General features: G+C 27.4%; 17 protein-coding genes. 4 read left to right on the forward strand and 13 right to left on the reverse strand.

The window, feature by feature from the left end; genetic code table 11:
* Complete coding sequence (locus ACNI28_RS02725) at nucleotides 1–1,113, reverse strand: ABC transporter substrate-binding protein (RefSeq protein WP_419765361.1); 1,113 nt, start codon at nucleotides 1,111–1,113, stop codon at nucleotides 1–3.
* Nucleotides 1,114–1,173: 60 nt separating this feature from the next.
* On the opposite strand from ACNI28_RS02725, the gene rnhB reads away from it, so the two are divergent.
* Nucleotides 1,174–1,710: a ribonuclease HII gene (rnhB, locus tag ACNI28_RS02730; RefSeq protein WP_419765362.1), complete on the forward strand. Its 537-nt coding sequence runs from the start codon at nucleotides 1,174–1,176 to the stop codon at nucleotides 1,708–1,710.
* 39 nt (nucleotides 1,711–1,749) lie between these two features.
* Nucleotides 1,750–2,502: a 2OG-Fe(II) oxygenase gene (locus ACNI28_RS02735; RefSeq protein ID WP_419765363.1), complete on the forward strand. Its 753-nt coding sequence runs from the start codon at nucleotides 1,750–1,752 to the stop codon at nucleotides 2,500–2,502.
* Here the strand turns inward: ACNI28_RS02735 and ACNI28_RS02740 are convergent.
* The 4 genes from ACNI28_RS02740 to ACNI28_RS02755 are packed head-to-tail and all read right to left on the reverse strand — an operon-like array spanning nucleotide 2,499 to nucleotide 6,801.
* Nucleotides 2,499–2,744 carry a hypothetical protein gene (locus ACNI28_RS02740; protein WP_419765364.1) on the reverse strand — a complete coding sequence of 82 codons (246 nt, stop codon included), beginning with the start codon at nucleotides 2,742–2,744 and terminating at the stop codon, nucleotides 2,499–2,501. The genes ACNI28_RS02735 and ACNI28_RS02740 overlap by 4 nt on opposite strands.
* Nucleotides 2,741–3,055, reverse strand: a complete 315-nt coding sequence (locus tag ACNI28_RS02745) for an MTH1187 family thiamine-binding protein (RefSeq protein ID WP_419765365.1) — start codon at nucleotides 3,053–3,055, stop codon at nucleotides 2,741–2,743. The genes ACNI28_RS02740 and ACNI28_RS02745 overlap by 4 nt, the downstream gene beginning before the upstream one ends.
* A gap of 9 nt (nucleotides 3,056–3,064) precedes the next feature.
* The gene (locus tag ACNI28_RS02750; RefSeq protein WP_419765366.1) at nucleotides 3,065–4,498 is read right to left on the reverse strand and encodes a sensor domain-containing diguanylate cyclase; all 1,434 of its coding nucleotides are present in this window, start codon (nucleotides 4,496–4,498) and stop codon (nucleotides 3,065–3,067) included.
* 17 nt (nucleotides 4,499–4,515) lie between these two features.
* The gene (locus ACNI28_RS02755) at nucleotides 4,516–6,801 is read right to left on the reverse strand and encodes a sensor histidine kinase (RefSeq protein WP_419765367.1); all 2,286 of its coding nucleotides are present in this window, start codon (nucleotides 6,799–6,801) and stop codon (nucleotides 4,516–4,518) included.
* A gap of 152 nt (nucleotides 6,802–6,953) precedes the next feature.
* On the opposite strand from ACNI28_RS02755, the gene ACNI28_RS02760 reads away from it, so the two are divergent.
* On the forward strand, nucleotides 6,954–7,295 hold the full coding sequence (locus tag ACNI28_RS02760) for a hypothetical protein (protein WP_419765368.1): 342 nt from the start codon (nucleotides 6,954–6,956) through the stop codon (nucleotides 7,293–7,295).
* On the opposite strand, the gene ACNI28_RS02765 is transcribed toward ACNI28_RS02760, so the two are convergent.
* From ACNI28_RS02765 to ACNI28_RS02800, 8 genes are all read right to left on the reverse strand, one after another.
* Nucleotides 7,292–8,143 (reverse strand): bifunctional methionine sulfoxide reductase B/A protein, encoded by an 852-nt coding sequence (locus ACNI28_RS02765; RefSeq protein ID WP_419765369.1) that lies wholly within the window; start codon nucleotides 8,141–8,143, stop codon nucleotides 7,292–7,294. The two genes, ACNI28_RS02760 and ACNI28_RS02765, sit on opposite strands and share 4 nt — an antisense overlap.
* Nucleotides 8,144–8,240: 97 nt before the next feature.
* A complete protein-coding gene (locus ACNI28_RS02770) occupies nucleotides 8,241–8,864 on the reverse strand; it encodes a fumarylacetoacetate hydrolase family protein (RefSeq protein ID WP_419765370.1) in 624 nt (207 codons plus the stop codon).
* An 84-nt stretch (nucleotides 8,865–8,948) separates the two neighbouring features.
* Entirely contained in the window at nucleotides 8,949–9,380 is a 432-nt protein-coding gene (locus ACNI28_RS02775) for an HvfX family Cu-binding RiPP maturation protein (protein WP_419765371.1), read from the reverse strand.
* A gap of 68 nt (nucleotides 9,381–9,448) precedes the next feature.
* The gene (locus ACNI28_RS02780) at nucleotides 9,449–10,105 is read right to left on the reverse strand and encodes an NUDIX hydrolase (protein WP_419765373.1); all 657 of its coding nucleotides are present in this window, start codon (nucleotides 10,103–10,105) and stop codon (nucleotides 9,449–9,451) included.
* A gap of 1 nt (nucleotide 10,106) precedes the next feature.
* Entirely contained in the window at nucleotides 10,107–11,372 is a 1,266-nt protein-coding gene (gene bioA, locus ACNI28_RS02785) for an adenosylmethionine--8-amino-7-oxononanoate transaminase (RefSeq protein ID WP_419765374.1), read from the reverse strand.
* Between the two features lie 52 nt (nucleotides 11,373–11,424).
* Entirely contained in the window at nucleotides 11,425–14,013 is a 2,589-nt protein-coding gene (locus tag ACNI28_RS02790) for an ABC transporter substrate-binding protein (RefSeq protein ID WP_419765375.1), read from the reverse strand.
* Nucleotides 14,014–14,078: 65 nt separating this feature from the next.
* Nucleotides 14,079–15,335, reverse strand: a complete 1,257-nt coding sequence (locus ACNI28_RS02795; RefSeq protein WP_419765376.1) for an MFS transporter — start codon at nucleotides 15,333–15,335, stop codon at nucleotides 14,079–14,081.
* 189 nt (nucleotides 15,336–15,524) lie between these two features.
* Entirely contained in the window at nucleotides 15,525–16,640 is a 1,116-nt protein-coding gene (locus ACNI28_RS02800) for a PQQ-dependent sugar dehydrogenase (RefSeq protein WP_419765377.1), read from the reverse strand.
* Between the two features lie 191 nt (nucleotides 16,641–16,831).
* On the opposite strand from ACNI28_RS02800, the gene ACNI28_RS02805 reads away from it, so the two are divergent.
* Nucleotides 16,832–17,305 carry a hypothetical protein gene (locus ACNI28_RS02805; RefSeq protein ID WP_419765378.1) on the forward strand — a complete coding sequence of 158 codons (474 nt, stop codon included), beginning with the start codon at nucleotides 16,832–16,834 and terminating at the stop codon, nucleotides 17,303–17,305.
* Nucleotides 17,306–17,323: the final 18 nt, after the last annotated feature.

The raw sequence follows: 17,323 nt of genomic DNA on the forward strand, positions 1-17,323 counted from the left end.
TTAAAAGTTTTCCAAACTTTTTTTAATAAAATGATTATTTTTAATACTCATTATAAAAACATCCCTTTTTATATCACCAAACTTATTAAAATATATTTTTCCCTGAAGACCATTAAAAACTTTTTTATTTAGTATCGTATTTTTTAAAGATTTAATTTCAGGGTTTATTTTTAAAGATTCAATAATAATCTTAACCGTTTCATATGCTTGAGATGAAAATAAAGAAGGAGAATCAGAGTATCTTTCTTTATATTTTTTAACAAATTCTAAAAAGTCTTTATCCAAAGAAGCATCATCATAATCTGTGATAAAAAAAACATCTTCAACATATTTGCCACCATTTTCTATAAAATCAGCAGTTTTTGCCCAAGCAGAACATAAAATCAAACCTTTATTATCATTTATTCTTAAATATTGAATCAATTTTGAAGAATCAATTGAGTTAGCAATAACAACAACTAAATCTGGTTTTATAGAATCTAATTTTTCTTTAATATGAGAATAGTCTTCCGTAATTTTCATCTTTACAACTAAAGGTTGTACTTCTTTTTGTTTAAGGGATAGTTCAAAATTATCCATATAAGTATTTGAATATGTCAAATTATTTTCATCATATATAAATGCAATATTCAATAACTTATTTTTTATTAAATAATCCGAAAACATATCAAAACGTGAAGGATTATATGCAACTTGTGTTCTTAAAAAGTTATCATCTAGATTGGAAAAGATATCACTACTTGCAGTTGGAGAGATTAATAAAATATCTTTTTTATCTTTTATCTCTTTTAAGGAGACTTTAGTCATAGAACTGGTTGTATTTCCAATGATTAAAGATGTATTTGTATCAAGTAAATTTTTTATTTCATTGAGTGCTATATTTGAATCTTGTTTATCATCTTTAATGATAAGCTCTACTGGTATATTATTGATTTTTGAATCAACTTCTTCCAAAGCTAAGGTAACACCACGAAGAACATCATTACCTAGTTCTGAATATTTACCACTTAAACCTGCGATAAGTCCTATTTTTATACTTTTATTTTCTGAATTTGAACATGAATTAAAAAACATAAGTGAGATTAAAAGAGTAATTACATATAATTTTTTCATATTATAACCTTAAAAAAAATTATAATTATTATATATTTATTTTTTAAAAAGTGAGATTAAATGTTATGTGGTATAGATGAAGCAGGACGTGGCCCACTAGCTGGTCCTATGGTTGTGGCTGGCGTTGTTCTAACAAATCCAATAGAAGGATTGAATGACTCCAAAAAACTAAGTGAAAAGAAAAGAGAAAAACTTTTTGAAGAGATAATAACTAACTCTTCTTATCATATAGTATTTACAGATGCAAAAACCTTAGATACTCTTGGCTTATCACTTTGTCTGAAAAACTCCATAACAGAGATTATGCAAAATGTTAGTGCAAGTGAATATTTAATGGATGGAAATACCTCTTTTGGAATAGAAGAGTTAAGACATGAGATAAAAGCAGATGCAAATTATGCTGAAGTTAGTGCTGCATCAATTTTAGCAAAGGTTAGCCGTGACAGATATATGATAGAGATTTCAAGTAAATACCCAAACTACCAGTTTGAAAAACATAAAGGTTATGGAACAAAAATCCACATTGAGATGATGAAAGAGTTTGGACGAAGTGAAGAACATAGATATAGTTTTAAAACAAAAGGTATAGATTACTAAAATAAGTGCTATAATTTCACAAAAAATTTAGTAGGTTATATGACTGCACCTTTTAATATCAAAAAACTTGAACTAACTCAAGTTGGCAATAATATTTTTTGCCCAAAACATTGGCTTGATACTATTGTTCCTGAAAGTATGAAAATACTTCCTAATCCCTATTATGAAACTCCTTTTATTTATGAAAATATTGATTTTGATTTTTCAGGTATGAAAAGTTTTATAAAAAATCATGAAGATGAATCAAAAAAGATAGGGATAATTAGTACAGATGATGGAGTTGTTCTTCCTAAAAAGAATACACAGATAAGAAATACCTACAGTATCATTCCTAATGAAACTTTTATAAAAGAGTATAATAGATTTTTTGAATCACAAAGAAATAAAATAGAAGAGTTTTTTAATGTCTCTCTTATGCAATCAATTGAGCCTCAAATACTTATTTATAAAGATGGCTGTTTTTACAAAAGACACTCTGATAACTGTAGTGAAATAGTTGATTTAGATAAAAACATTATTGAGTTCAATCCTGTCGCTCCGGCAAGAATTATTACAACTGTTTTATTTATCACAACAAATGTTAAAGAGCCAAGTGATGAGTTTGAATTTAGTGGCGGTGAGTTAGTTTTTGATTTTTTATTTGATGATAAGTTTAGAAAACTATCAATTAAACCTAAAGAGGGAGATTTTGTCTCTTTTTTAAGTAATCCTTACTTTTCACATAGTGTAAAAAAGATAAAAAAAGGTATGAGGGTATCTGTTGTACAATGGCATAATGCCATTGTACACTAATCAATATCTTTAGGTAAACGTTTTAAGTTTTTTAAATGCTTATATTTATCAGCACTAGTATAAAGAATATTTATCTCTTTAACATCTCTTTTTGAAGTCGATTCATACTCTACATAATACTCCCCATGCATACAAGTAAAAATAACTGAAGTTTTAGAAACTGTTGACTGAACACACTCTTGTAAATCATCTGCTGAAAAAAGTGCACTTACGAATAATGTTACTATAATTATATATTTCATTTTGAAACTTCCCCTATATGTTTTTCTATAGATTCTATTTTTGATTTTAATCTATTGTTATGACCTTTTCTAATATCAAATGTCAAGGTGGAATAAACCCTATTACAACCATTTGACTCTAAAATATTATAACACTCTTCTACGAGTTTTAAGGCTTGACCTATTTTATCTGTCTCTATTATTGTTCCCATTGAAGTTAGTTGATATGTATAACCACTCTGTTTTATAAGATTTATCACTTGAGCTACATATTCACTTTTACTCTCACCTTGGTCTGTTGGAAACATAGCTAGTTCTAATAATACACTCATAAACTTCTCCTATATCTCTTTCTCAACTCTATTTTTACCACTATGCTTAGCAGCATATAAAGCATGGTCAGCCCTTGAAATAACTTTTTCAATTGTATCATCTTTTTTAAATGAAGTAACACCAAAACTAGCTGTTACTGAACCATTTACTAGCTTACTCAACTCAAGATCATTTTCAAAACTTGCTCTTAACTTTTGAGCAACTTGAAAACTCTGTTCAACATTTGAATCATTTAATAAAATTAAAAACTCTTCTCCACCCCATCTTGATGTACTATCAGAATCTCTAATTTGAAGATTTAAAATTGTTGCAATTCTTTTTAAAACATTATCTCCAACCAAATGTCCATAGTTATCATTTATTGTTTTAAAATTATCTAAATCAAAAAATATAATCGACCTAGGATTTTTATCTCTATTAAAAAGTTTAAGGGATTTCTCAAAATATCCATTAAAGCTTCTTCTATTAGCCAACTGTGTCAAACTATCAAAAGAAGCTAAGTTTTCTAGTTTTTTATTGTAACTTTTAATCGTATACAAAATTATCAATATAATAATCGCTGTTACAAGTAAAGATATTAAAAGATTGGTATAAAAAGTCTTTTCTAACTCTTGTGTAAACTTATCTATTTCTGCTTCTACAAATAGATATAGCTTTAACTCTTTTATATATTTAGTATTTAGAATATATGCTTTTCCATCTTTTTTATACTCTATAACTTTAGAATTTTCAACTAACACACCCTTATCTAAACTTAGATCTTTTATACTTTGGGCTTTTCCTATATCACTGTTTTCTCGTTCTGAAAGTACAATATTTCCATCTTTATCTGTAAAAAAAACATTGAAGTTATATTTGAGTCTAAAGTGTTTTAACATCTCATTTATATATGAGATTTTTATCCCTATTCCAGTAGCTCCCAAATAGTGAAAATCATCATCAAAAATTTTATAATTAATAAACATAATTAAAGAGTCACCTAAGTATTTGTTAAAATCTAAATTTATTTCATAATTATCTTGAATATCTCTAAATTTAAAATACCAAGCATTGTTAGGATTGTCTTTTTTTACTTTTTCAAGTAAACCTTTTGAAGTATAGTAATTATCAGTTTTATCAGAAACTAAAAAGGTACTAAAAACACTATGTCTATTTTTTATACTCTCAAGATACCTAGTTATTTTATCAGTTTTACTTTCATCATGAATTATCCAATCTTTTAGAAAAGTATCATTTGCCATCATTGAAGATACTAAGGTTGGCTCTATTAGATTTCTTTGTACTTCTGTGTATATATTATCAATTGATAGAGGTAATGAACGCTCTTTTAACTCTACTTGGGTTTCTTCAAGTGATTTCATATAATTTAAAATAGAAGAACCTATTGAAAAGGTAAGTAGTAAAAAAGTAACTATAAGTATAACATAGTTTTTAAAATTCATTTATTATCCTAAGTTTTTTATTTTCTATCAAGAGGTAAAGATATTTTAAAGTTTGCACCTATATATTTTACAGATTCAAAGTTTAAATTTACATTTCTTACCTTAATAAACCCACCTAAATGCTTAACTATAATTTCTCGTGTCATATATAAGCCAATCCCTGTACCTTGTGCCTTGTGCTTTGTTGTAAAATATGGTTCAAATATTTTTTGGATTATTTCATCATTTATTCCACCTGCATTATCTGTTATACTAATTATTACGTTATCATATTTTTTGTAAATTTTTACAAAAATTAATTTTTTTGATGTGCCATTTTTCACTAAAACATCATGGGCATTATTAAAAATATTCATTAAACATTGTACAAGTTCATTTTCTAAAGTAGTACAATATAAATCTTCACAATCTTCTATTATCTCTATATCCAAACTATCAAATTTTGATTTTAAAAGTTTAATAGTATTTTGATATACAATTTTTATATTGCATTTTGTTCTTACTTTATCTTTTGCAAAATACTTTCTAAAGTCCTCAATTGTATTAGATAAGTATGTTGTATTATCAATAATATTATCTAAGCCAGTTGTAAGTTTGTTACTATCTAAAAGATTATAATCATTCTCTAATTTCATTCCACTAGCACTTATTGAAATAGCAGATAAAGGTTGTCTCCATTGGTGGGCAATATTTTCTATCATCTCTCCCATAGCAGCCATTTTTGACTGGTTAAATAGAAGCTTTGATTGTTCTTCAATCTTTTTATCTTTTTCATATTTTTCAGTTATATCCTGCAGTGTTCCAATTACAATAGTATTATTCTTCTCAATAAATACTTCACTTTGATTATTTACCCATTTTATTTTCTTTTTTACTTTTATTCTGTGAATAATTTCATGGGATTTTTTATTTTTTAATAACTTTTCAAAAACAGTATTAACTCTATTTTTATCATCATTATGAACAAAAGATAAAAATAGCTCATAGGTCGGTTTTTTACTATTCTTATCTATTTCAAAGATTTCATAAATTTCATCTGAAAAGATTATCTCATTAGTATCAAAGTTATAACTCCATGATCCAATTTTTGATATTTGTTGTGCTTTTTTTAGATTTTCCTGACTTTGAATTAGTCTTTTTTGATCCTTTCCAATTCTTCTTTGAATTTTATAAAAAATAATCGTTGACAAAAGTATCATCACACAAGAGAAAATCAATCCCCAAAAAAGTGAATTACGAATCAAGTCTTCCAAATATTCACTTGATTGCTTATTTAATTTTTCTATTTGAGAAACTAAATCATCAGGATAAAATCCACAAGCAACTACCCAATTCCACTCTTTATTAAGATAAAAATATGTATATTTTTCTTTATGCTCTATAACTCCTGGTTTTTTATACCAGTAGTTTAAAAAACCCTCTCCTTTTTCTCTTAAAATCTTTAGATATTCTTTTCTATAAAAGTTTCCCTTTGAATCTTTTACTTCATCATCTAGTACTTTGCCAACTAGCTCTTTTCGATTTACATTAGCCAACATAGTTGCATAACTATCTCCACCATTTATATTATGTATATCAAGTACAAATACATATTTATTCATATCATTATTTTGAGTGATTTTTTTAATAAAATCATTTTTAAATTCATTTATTGCATCATCAACATACTCACCAGTTCCAATTATGATATCAAGTGGTTCAAAATATTTAATTGCAACTATCTTTAAAAACTTTTTCTTTTGATTGTTTGGCTTATAGAAATGATATTTTACAAAACTAACTTCACCTTTTTTAAGACCTTTTCTTATCTTTGTAGATAAATTTATATTATCTACATCAAAAACATCATTTGTACTCGTACCTACCATTCCTTTTATAGGGTGTTCTAATAGTTGATTGTTCTTATCAAGAATATAATAATAACCTCTATTTTTATTGTAAGATAAAAGAGATAATCTTTTTGATAAAATTTTTACAATTTGTTTTTTGGATAAATTTTTATTCTCGTTAAAAGTATTTTTTGAAATCTTTATAGCAGTATTTATTTTCTCTTCTAGTTCTTCTTTAATGTTAGTTTCTATTTTGTTATTTTCAATTTTTATTTCACTATTTAGATATTGTACTTTATTGTATACAGATTTTTTTTGAATATCAAAGTATTCAATTCTTTTATCTGTTATCTGTTTTTCTAACTGCTTTTTTGTTAAGTGAATATTGTATACAGTTATACTTATTATAAGAAAGATTATTATTAAAATTGGTAAAAAGATTATCTCAAATTTATAGTTTTTTTGTTTTTCCATCTTTAGCCTTAAATACATGTATACTACAAAAAATAATATAAATAATAACTTAATTTATATTTCTAAAAAGAAAAGATTTAAATAAAATATTAAACAATATTTCAATTCTATTTTGCTATATTTACTCTAATATATTTTATTAAAGGATTAATATGCAATTAACTATGTCACCTGAAGTTGTCTTGTCACAATTGGGTTACTCAAAAAGTGAGAGTGCACTAAAAAAAGCAGAAATAATGATACAAAGTACAAAAGATTTTGATAAGTTTGCAAAACATATAATTAGTTTAAACGATCACCTAAAAAAGATGAATGCATATGTAACTTTATCAAATAAAACTGAATTTTTAAAAATCAAATGTGATGAAAATGACTCAAATGAAATCCTAGAAGAATTTCATGAAGAGGTTTCTCACTGGGCTAATAAGTATGGTGTAAAAGTTGAACAAATAAGTGAAAAGCCAATTTATTATATTTTAGGAATAGCTAACTAAAATATCTTTTTATAAGTATGGCAATATGGCACCTTATGGTGCTTGTCATAGTAATCCTGGTGATACTCTTCTGCTTCATAAAATGTTGTAGCTTCTCTTAGCGTTGTAGCTACTTTAAACCCTCTATTTTCCAACTCATCTAAAAGTTCTAAAGAGATATTTTTTTGCTCTTCATCTTTATAAAATATTGCAGAAAGATATTGAGAGCCTATATCTGGACCTTGACCGTTTTCTTGAGTAAAATCATGAATTTCAAAAAAAAGTTTTGCTAACTCTTCAAAAGAGACTTTTTTCTTATCATACTCAACTTGTACAACTTCTAGATGTCCCGTTCTTCCAGTACACACATCTTCATAGCTTGGCTGAAGTGTATCTCCACCCATATATCCCGAAACTGCACTATATACTCCACCTAAATGTTCAAAGTGGTATTCAACTCCCCAAAAACATCCAGCAGCAAAATAACATACAGCTTGTTCTTTATTTGATTTATCTTCATCATCAAAGTTTACTGAAATAGAATTTACACAGTGTCTTGTATTTTTAGAAGTAAACCCTTCCCCTTCAAATACATGACCCAAGTGAGCACCACAATTTGCACAAACAATTTCAACTCGTCTGCCATCAGCATCTGGTACTCTTTTTACAGTTCCTAAGTCATCATCAAAACTTGGCCAACCACATCCAGAATTGAATTTACTTTTAGAAGAGTATAATTTTGTATCACACTTCTTGCACTTATAAATTCCTTCTGAATAAAAGTCATAATATTTTCCAGAGAAAGGTCGCTCTGTACCTTTTTTTTCTATTACTCTAATCTCTTCATCGGTTAATTTATTAAATGGCATATAAAAATCCTATATTTAATTTTGAAAAGTTTATCAAAAGAAAAAAAGTTCTCTTATAAAAATTAAATATAGTTTATTTGTTTAATTAAACTCAAATTTAATGAGAAGGGAATACTTCAAATTTAACTTCAAGCAATATCTCATCTTTGCATAATATCTTTCCAATAAAATGATCACCCACTTTAAACTGTCCAACTCCATTTGGTGTTCCAGACATCATAATATCTCCATCTTCAAAAGATGAAAAAGTACAAAACTCTTCTATTATTTCAGAAGGTTTGTTTATCATCATAGATACATCACCTTTTTGCTTTAGTTCATCATTTATATATAATTCAATACCAAGTTCTGAAATGTCATCTTTGAAGTTTACAAATTCTGAGAAAACTGCCGCATTATCAAAAGATTTGGCTCTCTCCCAAGGAAGACCTTTTTGTTTTAACTTTGATTGAATATCTCTTAATGTCAAATCTAATCCAAATCCAACAGCTGATATTTTATTCTCTTCAATCAAAAAAGATATTTCAGCTTCATAGTGGCATGATTTTGCTAACTTTGGAAAAAAAAGTTGATTACTTATAGCAGAGTTAGGTTTAATGAAAAAAACCATCTCTTCAGGTGTTTCATTGTTTAACTCTTTTATATGTTCAACATAATTTCTTCCAATACATACAACTTTTGAAGGAAATATCTCTTTATTATTAATTATTACTCTATTCATGATTCCTACTTAATTTAAACTATTTTACAAATATTATTAGATGTAAGATTTAAATTATATCAAAATCAAATTAATAATAATTATCTATTTTTTAAATATAAAATTATCAACTGAAACTTTTCCTGCACCATGTGATAAAAAAATACCTAAAAATAGTAAATAATACAATGGTATTTCAAATCCATTATCTCCTGCACTAAAACCATTTCCAATATGTACTGTAAAAATTGCAACCAGCATAACAACTATTAAAGGTATAGAGATTAATCTAGTAAATAACCCAAGAGTAAGCAATACAACCCCTAAAAGTTCTGTTGTAGCAGCCATATATGCGTTTAATGTAGGGAAAGGAATTCCCAATGAACCAAACCATTGTGCAATACCACTTATATCAGACCACTTTTTCATTGCTGGTTCATAAAACCCATATGCAAGAGTTAATCTAGCCAATAGTAAAAATATAGACTGAAAATTACTAAAAAGGTCCGAGATTATATTGTGAATTCTAGAAATCATGACTTATCCTTTTTTGTGTATTTACATTATTATAAATAAATAGTATTTAGTCTTTGTTTATAAGTATTTTAATACTTTTTCAATAAATCATTTAAAATAACTGCTGTCAATCCCCAAATAACTCGCTTTTTATACTTATATACATATACTTTATGTTTTTTATTTCCCCAAGGTTTTTGGTAAGTTTCTGGAAGTTTCAACTCATCAACTGGAAAATAAACCTCTTTATTACCATGTTCATCTATATGGTATGGTTTTACTTCAGTTCTGAGATTATAAATATCTGGTTCATTTTGTTTGAAATAATCTAAAGGAATTAAATATGTTTTTTCAACTTCATTTTTATCAAGTTTCATATTTTTGATAGCTTTTTTCTTTATTAGTCCAACAAAAGGTTCTACTATAGTTCCAAATGAAGCAACCATGGTATCAAGTTGCCCTATAATTTTTATATCTTTTTTAGCAATCCCCAACTCTTCATTGGTCTCTCTTAGTGCTGTATCTTTAAAATCTTTATCAATACCTTCCTCAAAGCCACCACCTGGAAAACAGATATCTCCACCTTGTTTTATACCAGCTGCTCTTTTTTGAAAAAGAATAAAATATTCACCCTTAATTTTTACAAATGGTATTAAAACTGCACTATTAAAAAACCTATCTCGTCCCATCACTCCAGGGTGTTGTGGTAAGTTTGTGATTAGCTTTTTAAAACCCTCTTTTTTCATCTTAACTCTTTATTGATTTTATTGCTTCAATCATAGTTCTAATAACTTTTCTTAAATCTTCTTCATTTATAGTGTAAGCAACAATAGAATAAATAAGCTTTCCAAAAGGTCTTATCCATACTCCATTTTTCACACAATAATCTTGAATCTCTTGAGCATAAGAGTCATCGTTAAGCTCAATTACACCAATAGCTCCTATATTTCGTATATCTTTTACTAGCTTTAAATCTTTTGCATTTTTTAGTTCATCTGAAAATATTTTTTCTATGTTTTGAACTCTTTTTTCCCAAAATGATTCTAATAGTAACTCAATAGAAGCGATTGCAACACTACAAGCTAGTGGATTAGCCATAAATGTGGGACCATGCATTAGTACACCCATTTGGCTATTTGAGATAGTATCACTTACCTCTTTTGATGTAATCATTGCAGCCATAGTCATATAACCACCAGTAAGTCCCTTACCAAGGGTCAATACATCTGGTTTTATATTTGCATGTTCACAAGCAAACATTTTTCCTGTATGTCCAAAGCCTGTTGCAATTTCATCTGCTATTAATAAAATATCATATTTAGTACATAACTCTCTTGCTTTTTGTAAATAGCTTGGATTATATATTCTCATACCACCTGCCCCTTGAACAATTGGCTCAAGGATAAATCCTGCTATTTCTTCATGGTGTTTTTCAAACTTATCTTCTAACTCTTTTATGGAATTTGTACAATCACTTTCAATCCCAAACTCTGGCTCTTTTGTAAAAATATGCTGTGGTAGATATGAGCCATAAATTGAGTGCATAGAATTTTTTTGATCACACACACTCATTGCACCCAAAGTATCTCCATGGTAGGCATTATTCAAAGCTAGAAATTTATATTTTTCTTTTCCTTTTGCTTTTTGATAAAGTATGGCAGTTTTTAACGCAACCTCAACAGAAACCGAGCCACTATCACATAAAAATACTGAATTTAATCCTGTCAAATCAACTAAAAGTTTAGAGAGTTTTGCTGCATTTTCATGGGCAAGTCCTCCAAACATAACATGGGGCATAATATCAACTTGTTTTTTTAATGCTTCATTTAATTTGGGATGATTATATCCATGAATAGCACTCCACCATGAACTCATGCCATCTATAAGTTTTGTCTCATCTTCCAAAAATATAAAAGTTTTATCAGTTCTTTTTACTGCTAAAAGTTTTGTTTTAGAGGGAAGAGAATTATAAGGGTGCCAAACATGTTTTTTATCTATATCTAACCAATTCAAATAGTACTTCCTAATTTAATAATATAAAGTAATTATATCAAAAGTTAAATTATTAGTCATAAAAAATTATTTTAAACTCTGCACCTGTGTACTTTTTGTTGTTATGCATATAGTCTACATTTGATACATCTAATAGACCATTCATATGTTTTGAAACAATTTGATTACACATATACAATCCTATACCCGTACCTTGACTTTTATGTTTCGTTGTAAAATATGGTTCAAATACTTTCTCGATTATTTTAGAATCAATTCCACCTGCATTATCTTTTATTTTGATAACTGTATTATTATTTTCTTTATAAATATCAACAAAAATAAGTTTATCCTCTAACTCTTGTCCCACTAGCGCATCTTTTGCATTATTTAAGATATTCATTAATACTTGTATTAACTCTGTTTCATAGCCTAATATCTTTATCTCTTCTATATTTTCTATTATCTTTATATTTTCATTTGCAAATTTAAAACTTATAATATTTAAAGTCTTTTGAAAACAGTTTTCTAAAATAAAAATTTTTTTATCTTTATTTGGTTTAAAGAAAAATCTAAAATCATCAATTGTATGTGAAAGATAAAGTGCAGAATTAGTTATAGAGTCTAAAGAAGAAAAGAGGTATTTATCATCTAACCTACCCATCTCTTTTTTTAGTTTTATACCACTAGCTCCTGTGCTAATTACCGATAAAGGCTGTCTCCATTGATGAGCAATATTTTCTATCATTTCACCCATTGAAGCCATTTTTGTTTGACGCTGTAAAAGCTTGTCTTTTGCTAAATTATCATCTACTTCTTCTTTAATTCTTTGTTCTAGATTTTTATTAATATTTTTTAACTCTTCAGTTTTTTCTTCTACTTTCTCATATAGAGACTGGTTTGCATTTTTTAATACTCTTTGTCTATATAACAATGCCAAAATAATCACTGCAACTACAGCCAATGTTTCCCATAAAAGAGTGTAATCAGTACTTTTTTTATACTCAACCGTCAGCCATGGCTTAATAAGCTTATCAATACTCTCATCATCTATACTATTTGTAGCTTTATTTATTATATTGAAAAGATATTTATCATCATTCCTCACCCCAATACTTAGAGATCCACCAATATCAAGTTTATTTGAAATCTTTAGTTCAAAATTATTTTTATCATACAGCTTATATAATGAACTATAAAGAACATCAACATGTCCATCAATCTCTTCATTTAATACTTTTTCAATACCCTCATCTAAATCTTTTACATCTACAAATTCTATATTTGGATACTTCTTTTTTACTCTTTTACTAATATTATAACTACCAACTATTCCAATTTTTTTATCTTTTAATGAACTTAAACTATCAATAAAGGGAAAGTCTAATCTAGAAATAAGAACAAAAGGAATAGAAAAATATGGTTTAGTAAAATTTGCATACTCTTTTCTATGTTCTGCATTTGATAAAGAGCTATGTATATCACACTTTTTATTTTTAAACAAATCTACAGAGTTTTTAAAATCATCACTTTTTATTATTTCAAACTCTATTCCTGTTTTTTCTGATACTACATCAAAATAATCAGAGACAAAGCCTTTAAACTCTTGATTATCAAAATAACTATATGGTTTTAGACTTGGATGTGCACAGACTTTAAAAGAATTTTTTTCATTTAAATAATTTTTTTCTTCTTTTGTCAAAGATATTTTTTTATTTTTGTCCTCATAGTATACAAATTCTTTAGTTTCTATTTTTTGAGGAATCAAACCCATTACATTGTACAAGTCATATATTCTTTGTACTTTTTCTTCTTTAATTTTTCCAATAGTTTTTGTATGATGATATGAGAGTTTTTTTAACTCTTTTGCTTCATATTGTAATGCTTTTTTTGATATATTTTGGGGATTGTATTTTTTATAAATTAAGTCAACTGATTCTTTTATATTTGAATAAGCATATTCCCATCCTTTTAAGGATGCCTCTTTAAAAGCTATTACTGTATCTAAATCATTACTTATCATATTCTCACTGGTAAACAAAAAGTCACTATACATATCAAAGCCATAATCTTTTGGGTCAAATACTTTGTAAGGAACTCCTTTTTCTTCTAATTCAAAAGGAGATTTGGAAATATATGCAGAAATAATATCTGTATTTTTGTTTATTAAATCATTTATATTGTGAGTATGTTTTATAAAGTGTAATTGCTCAACTTTTACTTTTTTTGAACTAATCATAGCTTTTATAGAGACTTCACTAGAGTCATCAGATGTGGTCATTATTTTTTTATTAACAAAATCTTCAACCTTGTTAATATTTGAATCATTTGAAGTAAGTAAAATTAAAGGTGTAGCTTGAAACAAAGCATAAAGCGCAACTATTCTTTTGCCCTTTGCCCTATCTAAGATTAAAGTCTCTCTGCCAATTCCAAAATTAGCTCTTCCTTCATCTACCTCATTGGGAACATTTATTCCAAAGGCAAATGGTTTTATTTCAACATCTAAGCCTAACTCTTCATAAAAGCCTTTTTCTTTAGCTATATAATACCCTGCAAATTGGAATTGATCAAACCAAGAGAGTTGAAGAGTTACTTTTTTTAACTCTTCAGCACGCAGTACTTGAAAAGAGATTAACAATAATAAAACAACAAAATTTCTCATTTTCAAGCTATTTCCTTAAATAAAAAAAAGATTATATCTATATTATTTAAAAGTTAAACTAAAATTTAATTATTAGATTGCTGTTCATCAACCCATTCTTGATCTTGCCTTGGGTCAAATTCTGGTATTACAGCACCAGATGCAACTGGAACAGATACGAATACACTCATGTGATCATCTTCAACACGTTTTCTTGATAAAGAATATAAGGCTAAATATATACCTAAAATAAGAAACATAATAAAAAGTATCTGATGTGATAAGTAGTTAAACCCTAATCCAATAACAACAGGTGCAAAAAATGAGCCCATACCATATGCAAAAAGCAAAGCTCTACTAATCTCTACAATATCTTTATTTTCATCAATAACATCATTTGCTCTAGACAAACTTAAAGGATAAATACAAAAAATACTAATTCCCAATAAAGCACCTAAAAAATATATCATTGTTTCACTTGGAGGCAATAATATAAACATCAAAGAGACAATTGCAGTAAAAAACCCAGTAAATGCAATAAGTTTTCGCCTACCATAAATATCAGAAAGCTTACCAATAGGCCATTGTGAAAGCAGTCCTCCCAAAAGAGTAAAAGTCATAAATAAAGACAAAACCTCTTTAGAATCAAAAACTTTTAAAATATAAAGTGGCACCATTGTAAAAAAACCACCAATAAAAAAACCACTAATAAAACTACCCGTTACAGCAAGAGGTACAATATTATAAAGTTTTGGAAAACTATATCTTTCAAAAGGTTGAAGAGTTGGTTCTTTAATCTTAGTCATTGCTATAAATATTACAGAAAAAAGTACCAATACAGCACCAATAGAAAAAATCATATGTTTAAAATCATCTTCAATATTTAATAATAACTGTCCAACAGCAGTTGAAAGATAAAATACAGCAGTATAAATAGCTAGTATCTGACCTCTTTGTTCATTTGAACTTTTTTCATTTAGCCAACTCTCCAAAATAATCAATAAACCATAATAAGCAAATCCAGAGATAAGTCGAAGTATTGCCCAAAATGCTTCATTTAAAAATAAAGAATGAAGTAAAAATGTAATGACCATCAAAGAAGCAAAGGTAACAAAACTTCGTATATGACCAATAGTAGAAATAATTTTTTGAGAAAAAATTGCAGATGCCATTGCACCTAAAAAAAATGCAGCATTAATAAGCCCAATAACCATATCTGATGTTCCGTTTTCTTTAAGAAAAACACCAATAAAAGTCATAATCATCCCGTATCCAATGGCTAAAAAACCAATAGAAAAGAATAGTGAAGAAATAGCTATAAATACTGATTTTGTTCGTTCCATTACATTCCTTTTATTTTTCGTGATGATAGTGCATGTATGATTAAAAAATGGTAAAATAAATCATTCAATTTTTTATATTTAATCAAAAAATTTTATCAGCAAAATTTAGATCTAGAGATATGCCTCTATAAGGCTTTTTGAGAAACTTTTTACAACTTATAAAAAGATAAATTTTACTGAACATTTATATTATTTTGTTTTTAAAAAAAGTCTGTAAATATTTCCACTATCTGTTGAAATATAAAGCTTACCTTTTTTATCTTCAATAACATTTCTAATACGTTCATCTAACTTTTGTAAAAGACGCTCTTCTTTTATGACCTTATTGTTTTTATCAATAACAATACGATTTAAATGAGTGAGTTTCAAAGCACCTTGGAAAATATCTCCTCTCCATGCTTTAAACTCTGCACCTTCATAGATGATTAAGGAACCAGGAGCAATAGAAGGGTCATAATATTTAATTGGCTGAGCCATTCCTTCTTTATGTGTATCTTCACCTACTGGCAGTGGATTCCAATACTCTTTTCCATATGAGATAACTGGCCAACCATAGTTTACACCTTTTTTAATAATATTGATTTCATCACCACCCCTTGGTCCATGTTCTCCACTAAATAGTTGTTGAGTTTTTTTATAAAAGAAGAGTCCTTGGGGGTTTCTATGACCAAAACTATAAATTTCAGGTAGAGCATTTTTTTGATTTATAAAAGGATTATCTTTAGGAACTGTTCCATCTAGGTTGAGTCTAATGATTGAGCCTGCATGAGTACCTAAATTTTGGCCATTGGGTCTCACTCCTCTATCCCCTACTGAAAAAAAGATATGCCCTTTATCATCAAATGTAATTCTACTTCCAAAATGTCTAGTTGTATCACTTAGAGATTGAGTTACCAATATATCTTGGATATTTTGTAGTTTTTTATTAATTAACTCTGCTTTTACAAGTGTTGTTACACCTTGATTGTTCATATTTTTTACATAAGTGAAAAATATCATTTGGTCTTTTTCAAAAGTAGGTGAAGCTTTTACATCAAGCAAACCTGCTTGTCCATGTGAAAACAAGTCTAAAGATGTTTTGAGAGCTGTTAGAGTTTTATTTTTTGTATTCAATATAACAAATTGACCTTTTTTTAAACTCAAAATAACTCTATGTTTATCTAAACTACTCATGCCCCATACTATTCCTAAGTTTGAAGCAATTTTCTCTACAGATATTGTCATATTTTCACTCTTAAATTCTAAAATATTTTGCGAAAATAATGACAAGGAGAGTATGGCATTGATTATAAAAATTTTTAACATAAGATTATCCTTATAATTAATAACTATACAAATATTGTAATCACATAAGTTTTAACTAAAATAAATTATATATTGTAAATGTGCAATTAATTAGCAAATAACATTATTGTCTCCAGAGTTTTTATCTCTAAAAGGGTTACTTAAAAAAAAAGTTGTACAATTAATTATGTAATACTTAAAGGAGGACAAGGATGTCAACAGTGATATTGTTTATAACATATATCTTAATATCTATGATTTTTACTTGGAAATATGTGGACTTTATTAAACAAAAGCAATGGGATATTAAAAGTGCTAGAATTTTACTAGCTATTTTTATAGCTATAATTGGTCTGTTACTTCTTTCAATTCGTGTAGCTATCTTAGGTGGAATAGAAGATGGAGAAAAAAATGTAGTAAATTTAACGCTAATACTTGGTACTCTTATCATCTTAGTAATTGTATTACTCTCTTTGGCTGTCATGCATTTAGTAAGAAAAATGAAATATATGCAAGTAACCTTCAAAATACCGCTAAACGATCCTTCAAAAGGCTCTCTTTTGGAAAATAGCATGACCTGTTTAGTAGATAGAAATGAAGTATTAAATGTGCAAAAAATATTTTCAAAAGATAAAAAAATAAAGAAAAACAGTGATAACAAATATGAGGTTATTGAACAAAAATAATACTCAAGTAGAAAAAAA

Origin of the sequence: Arcobacter denitrificans (SeqCode), assembly GCF_048571185.1 — a bacterium.
GTDB classification, from domain to species: domain Bacteria; phylum Campylobacterota; class Campylobacteria; order Campylobacterales; family Arcobacteraceae; genus Arcobacter; species Arcobacter denitrificans.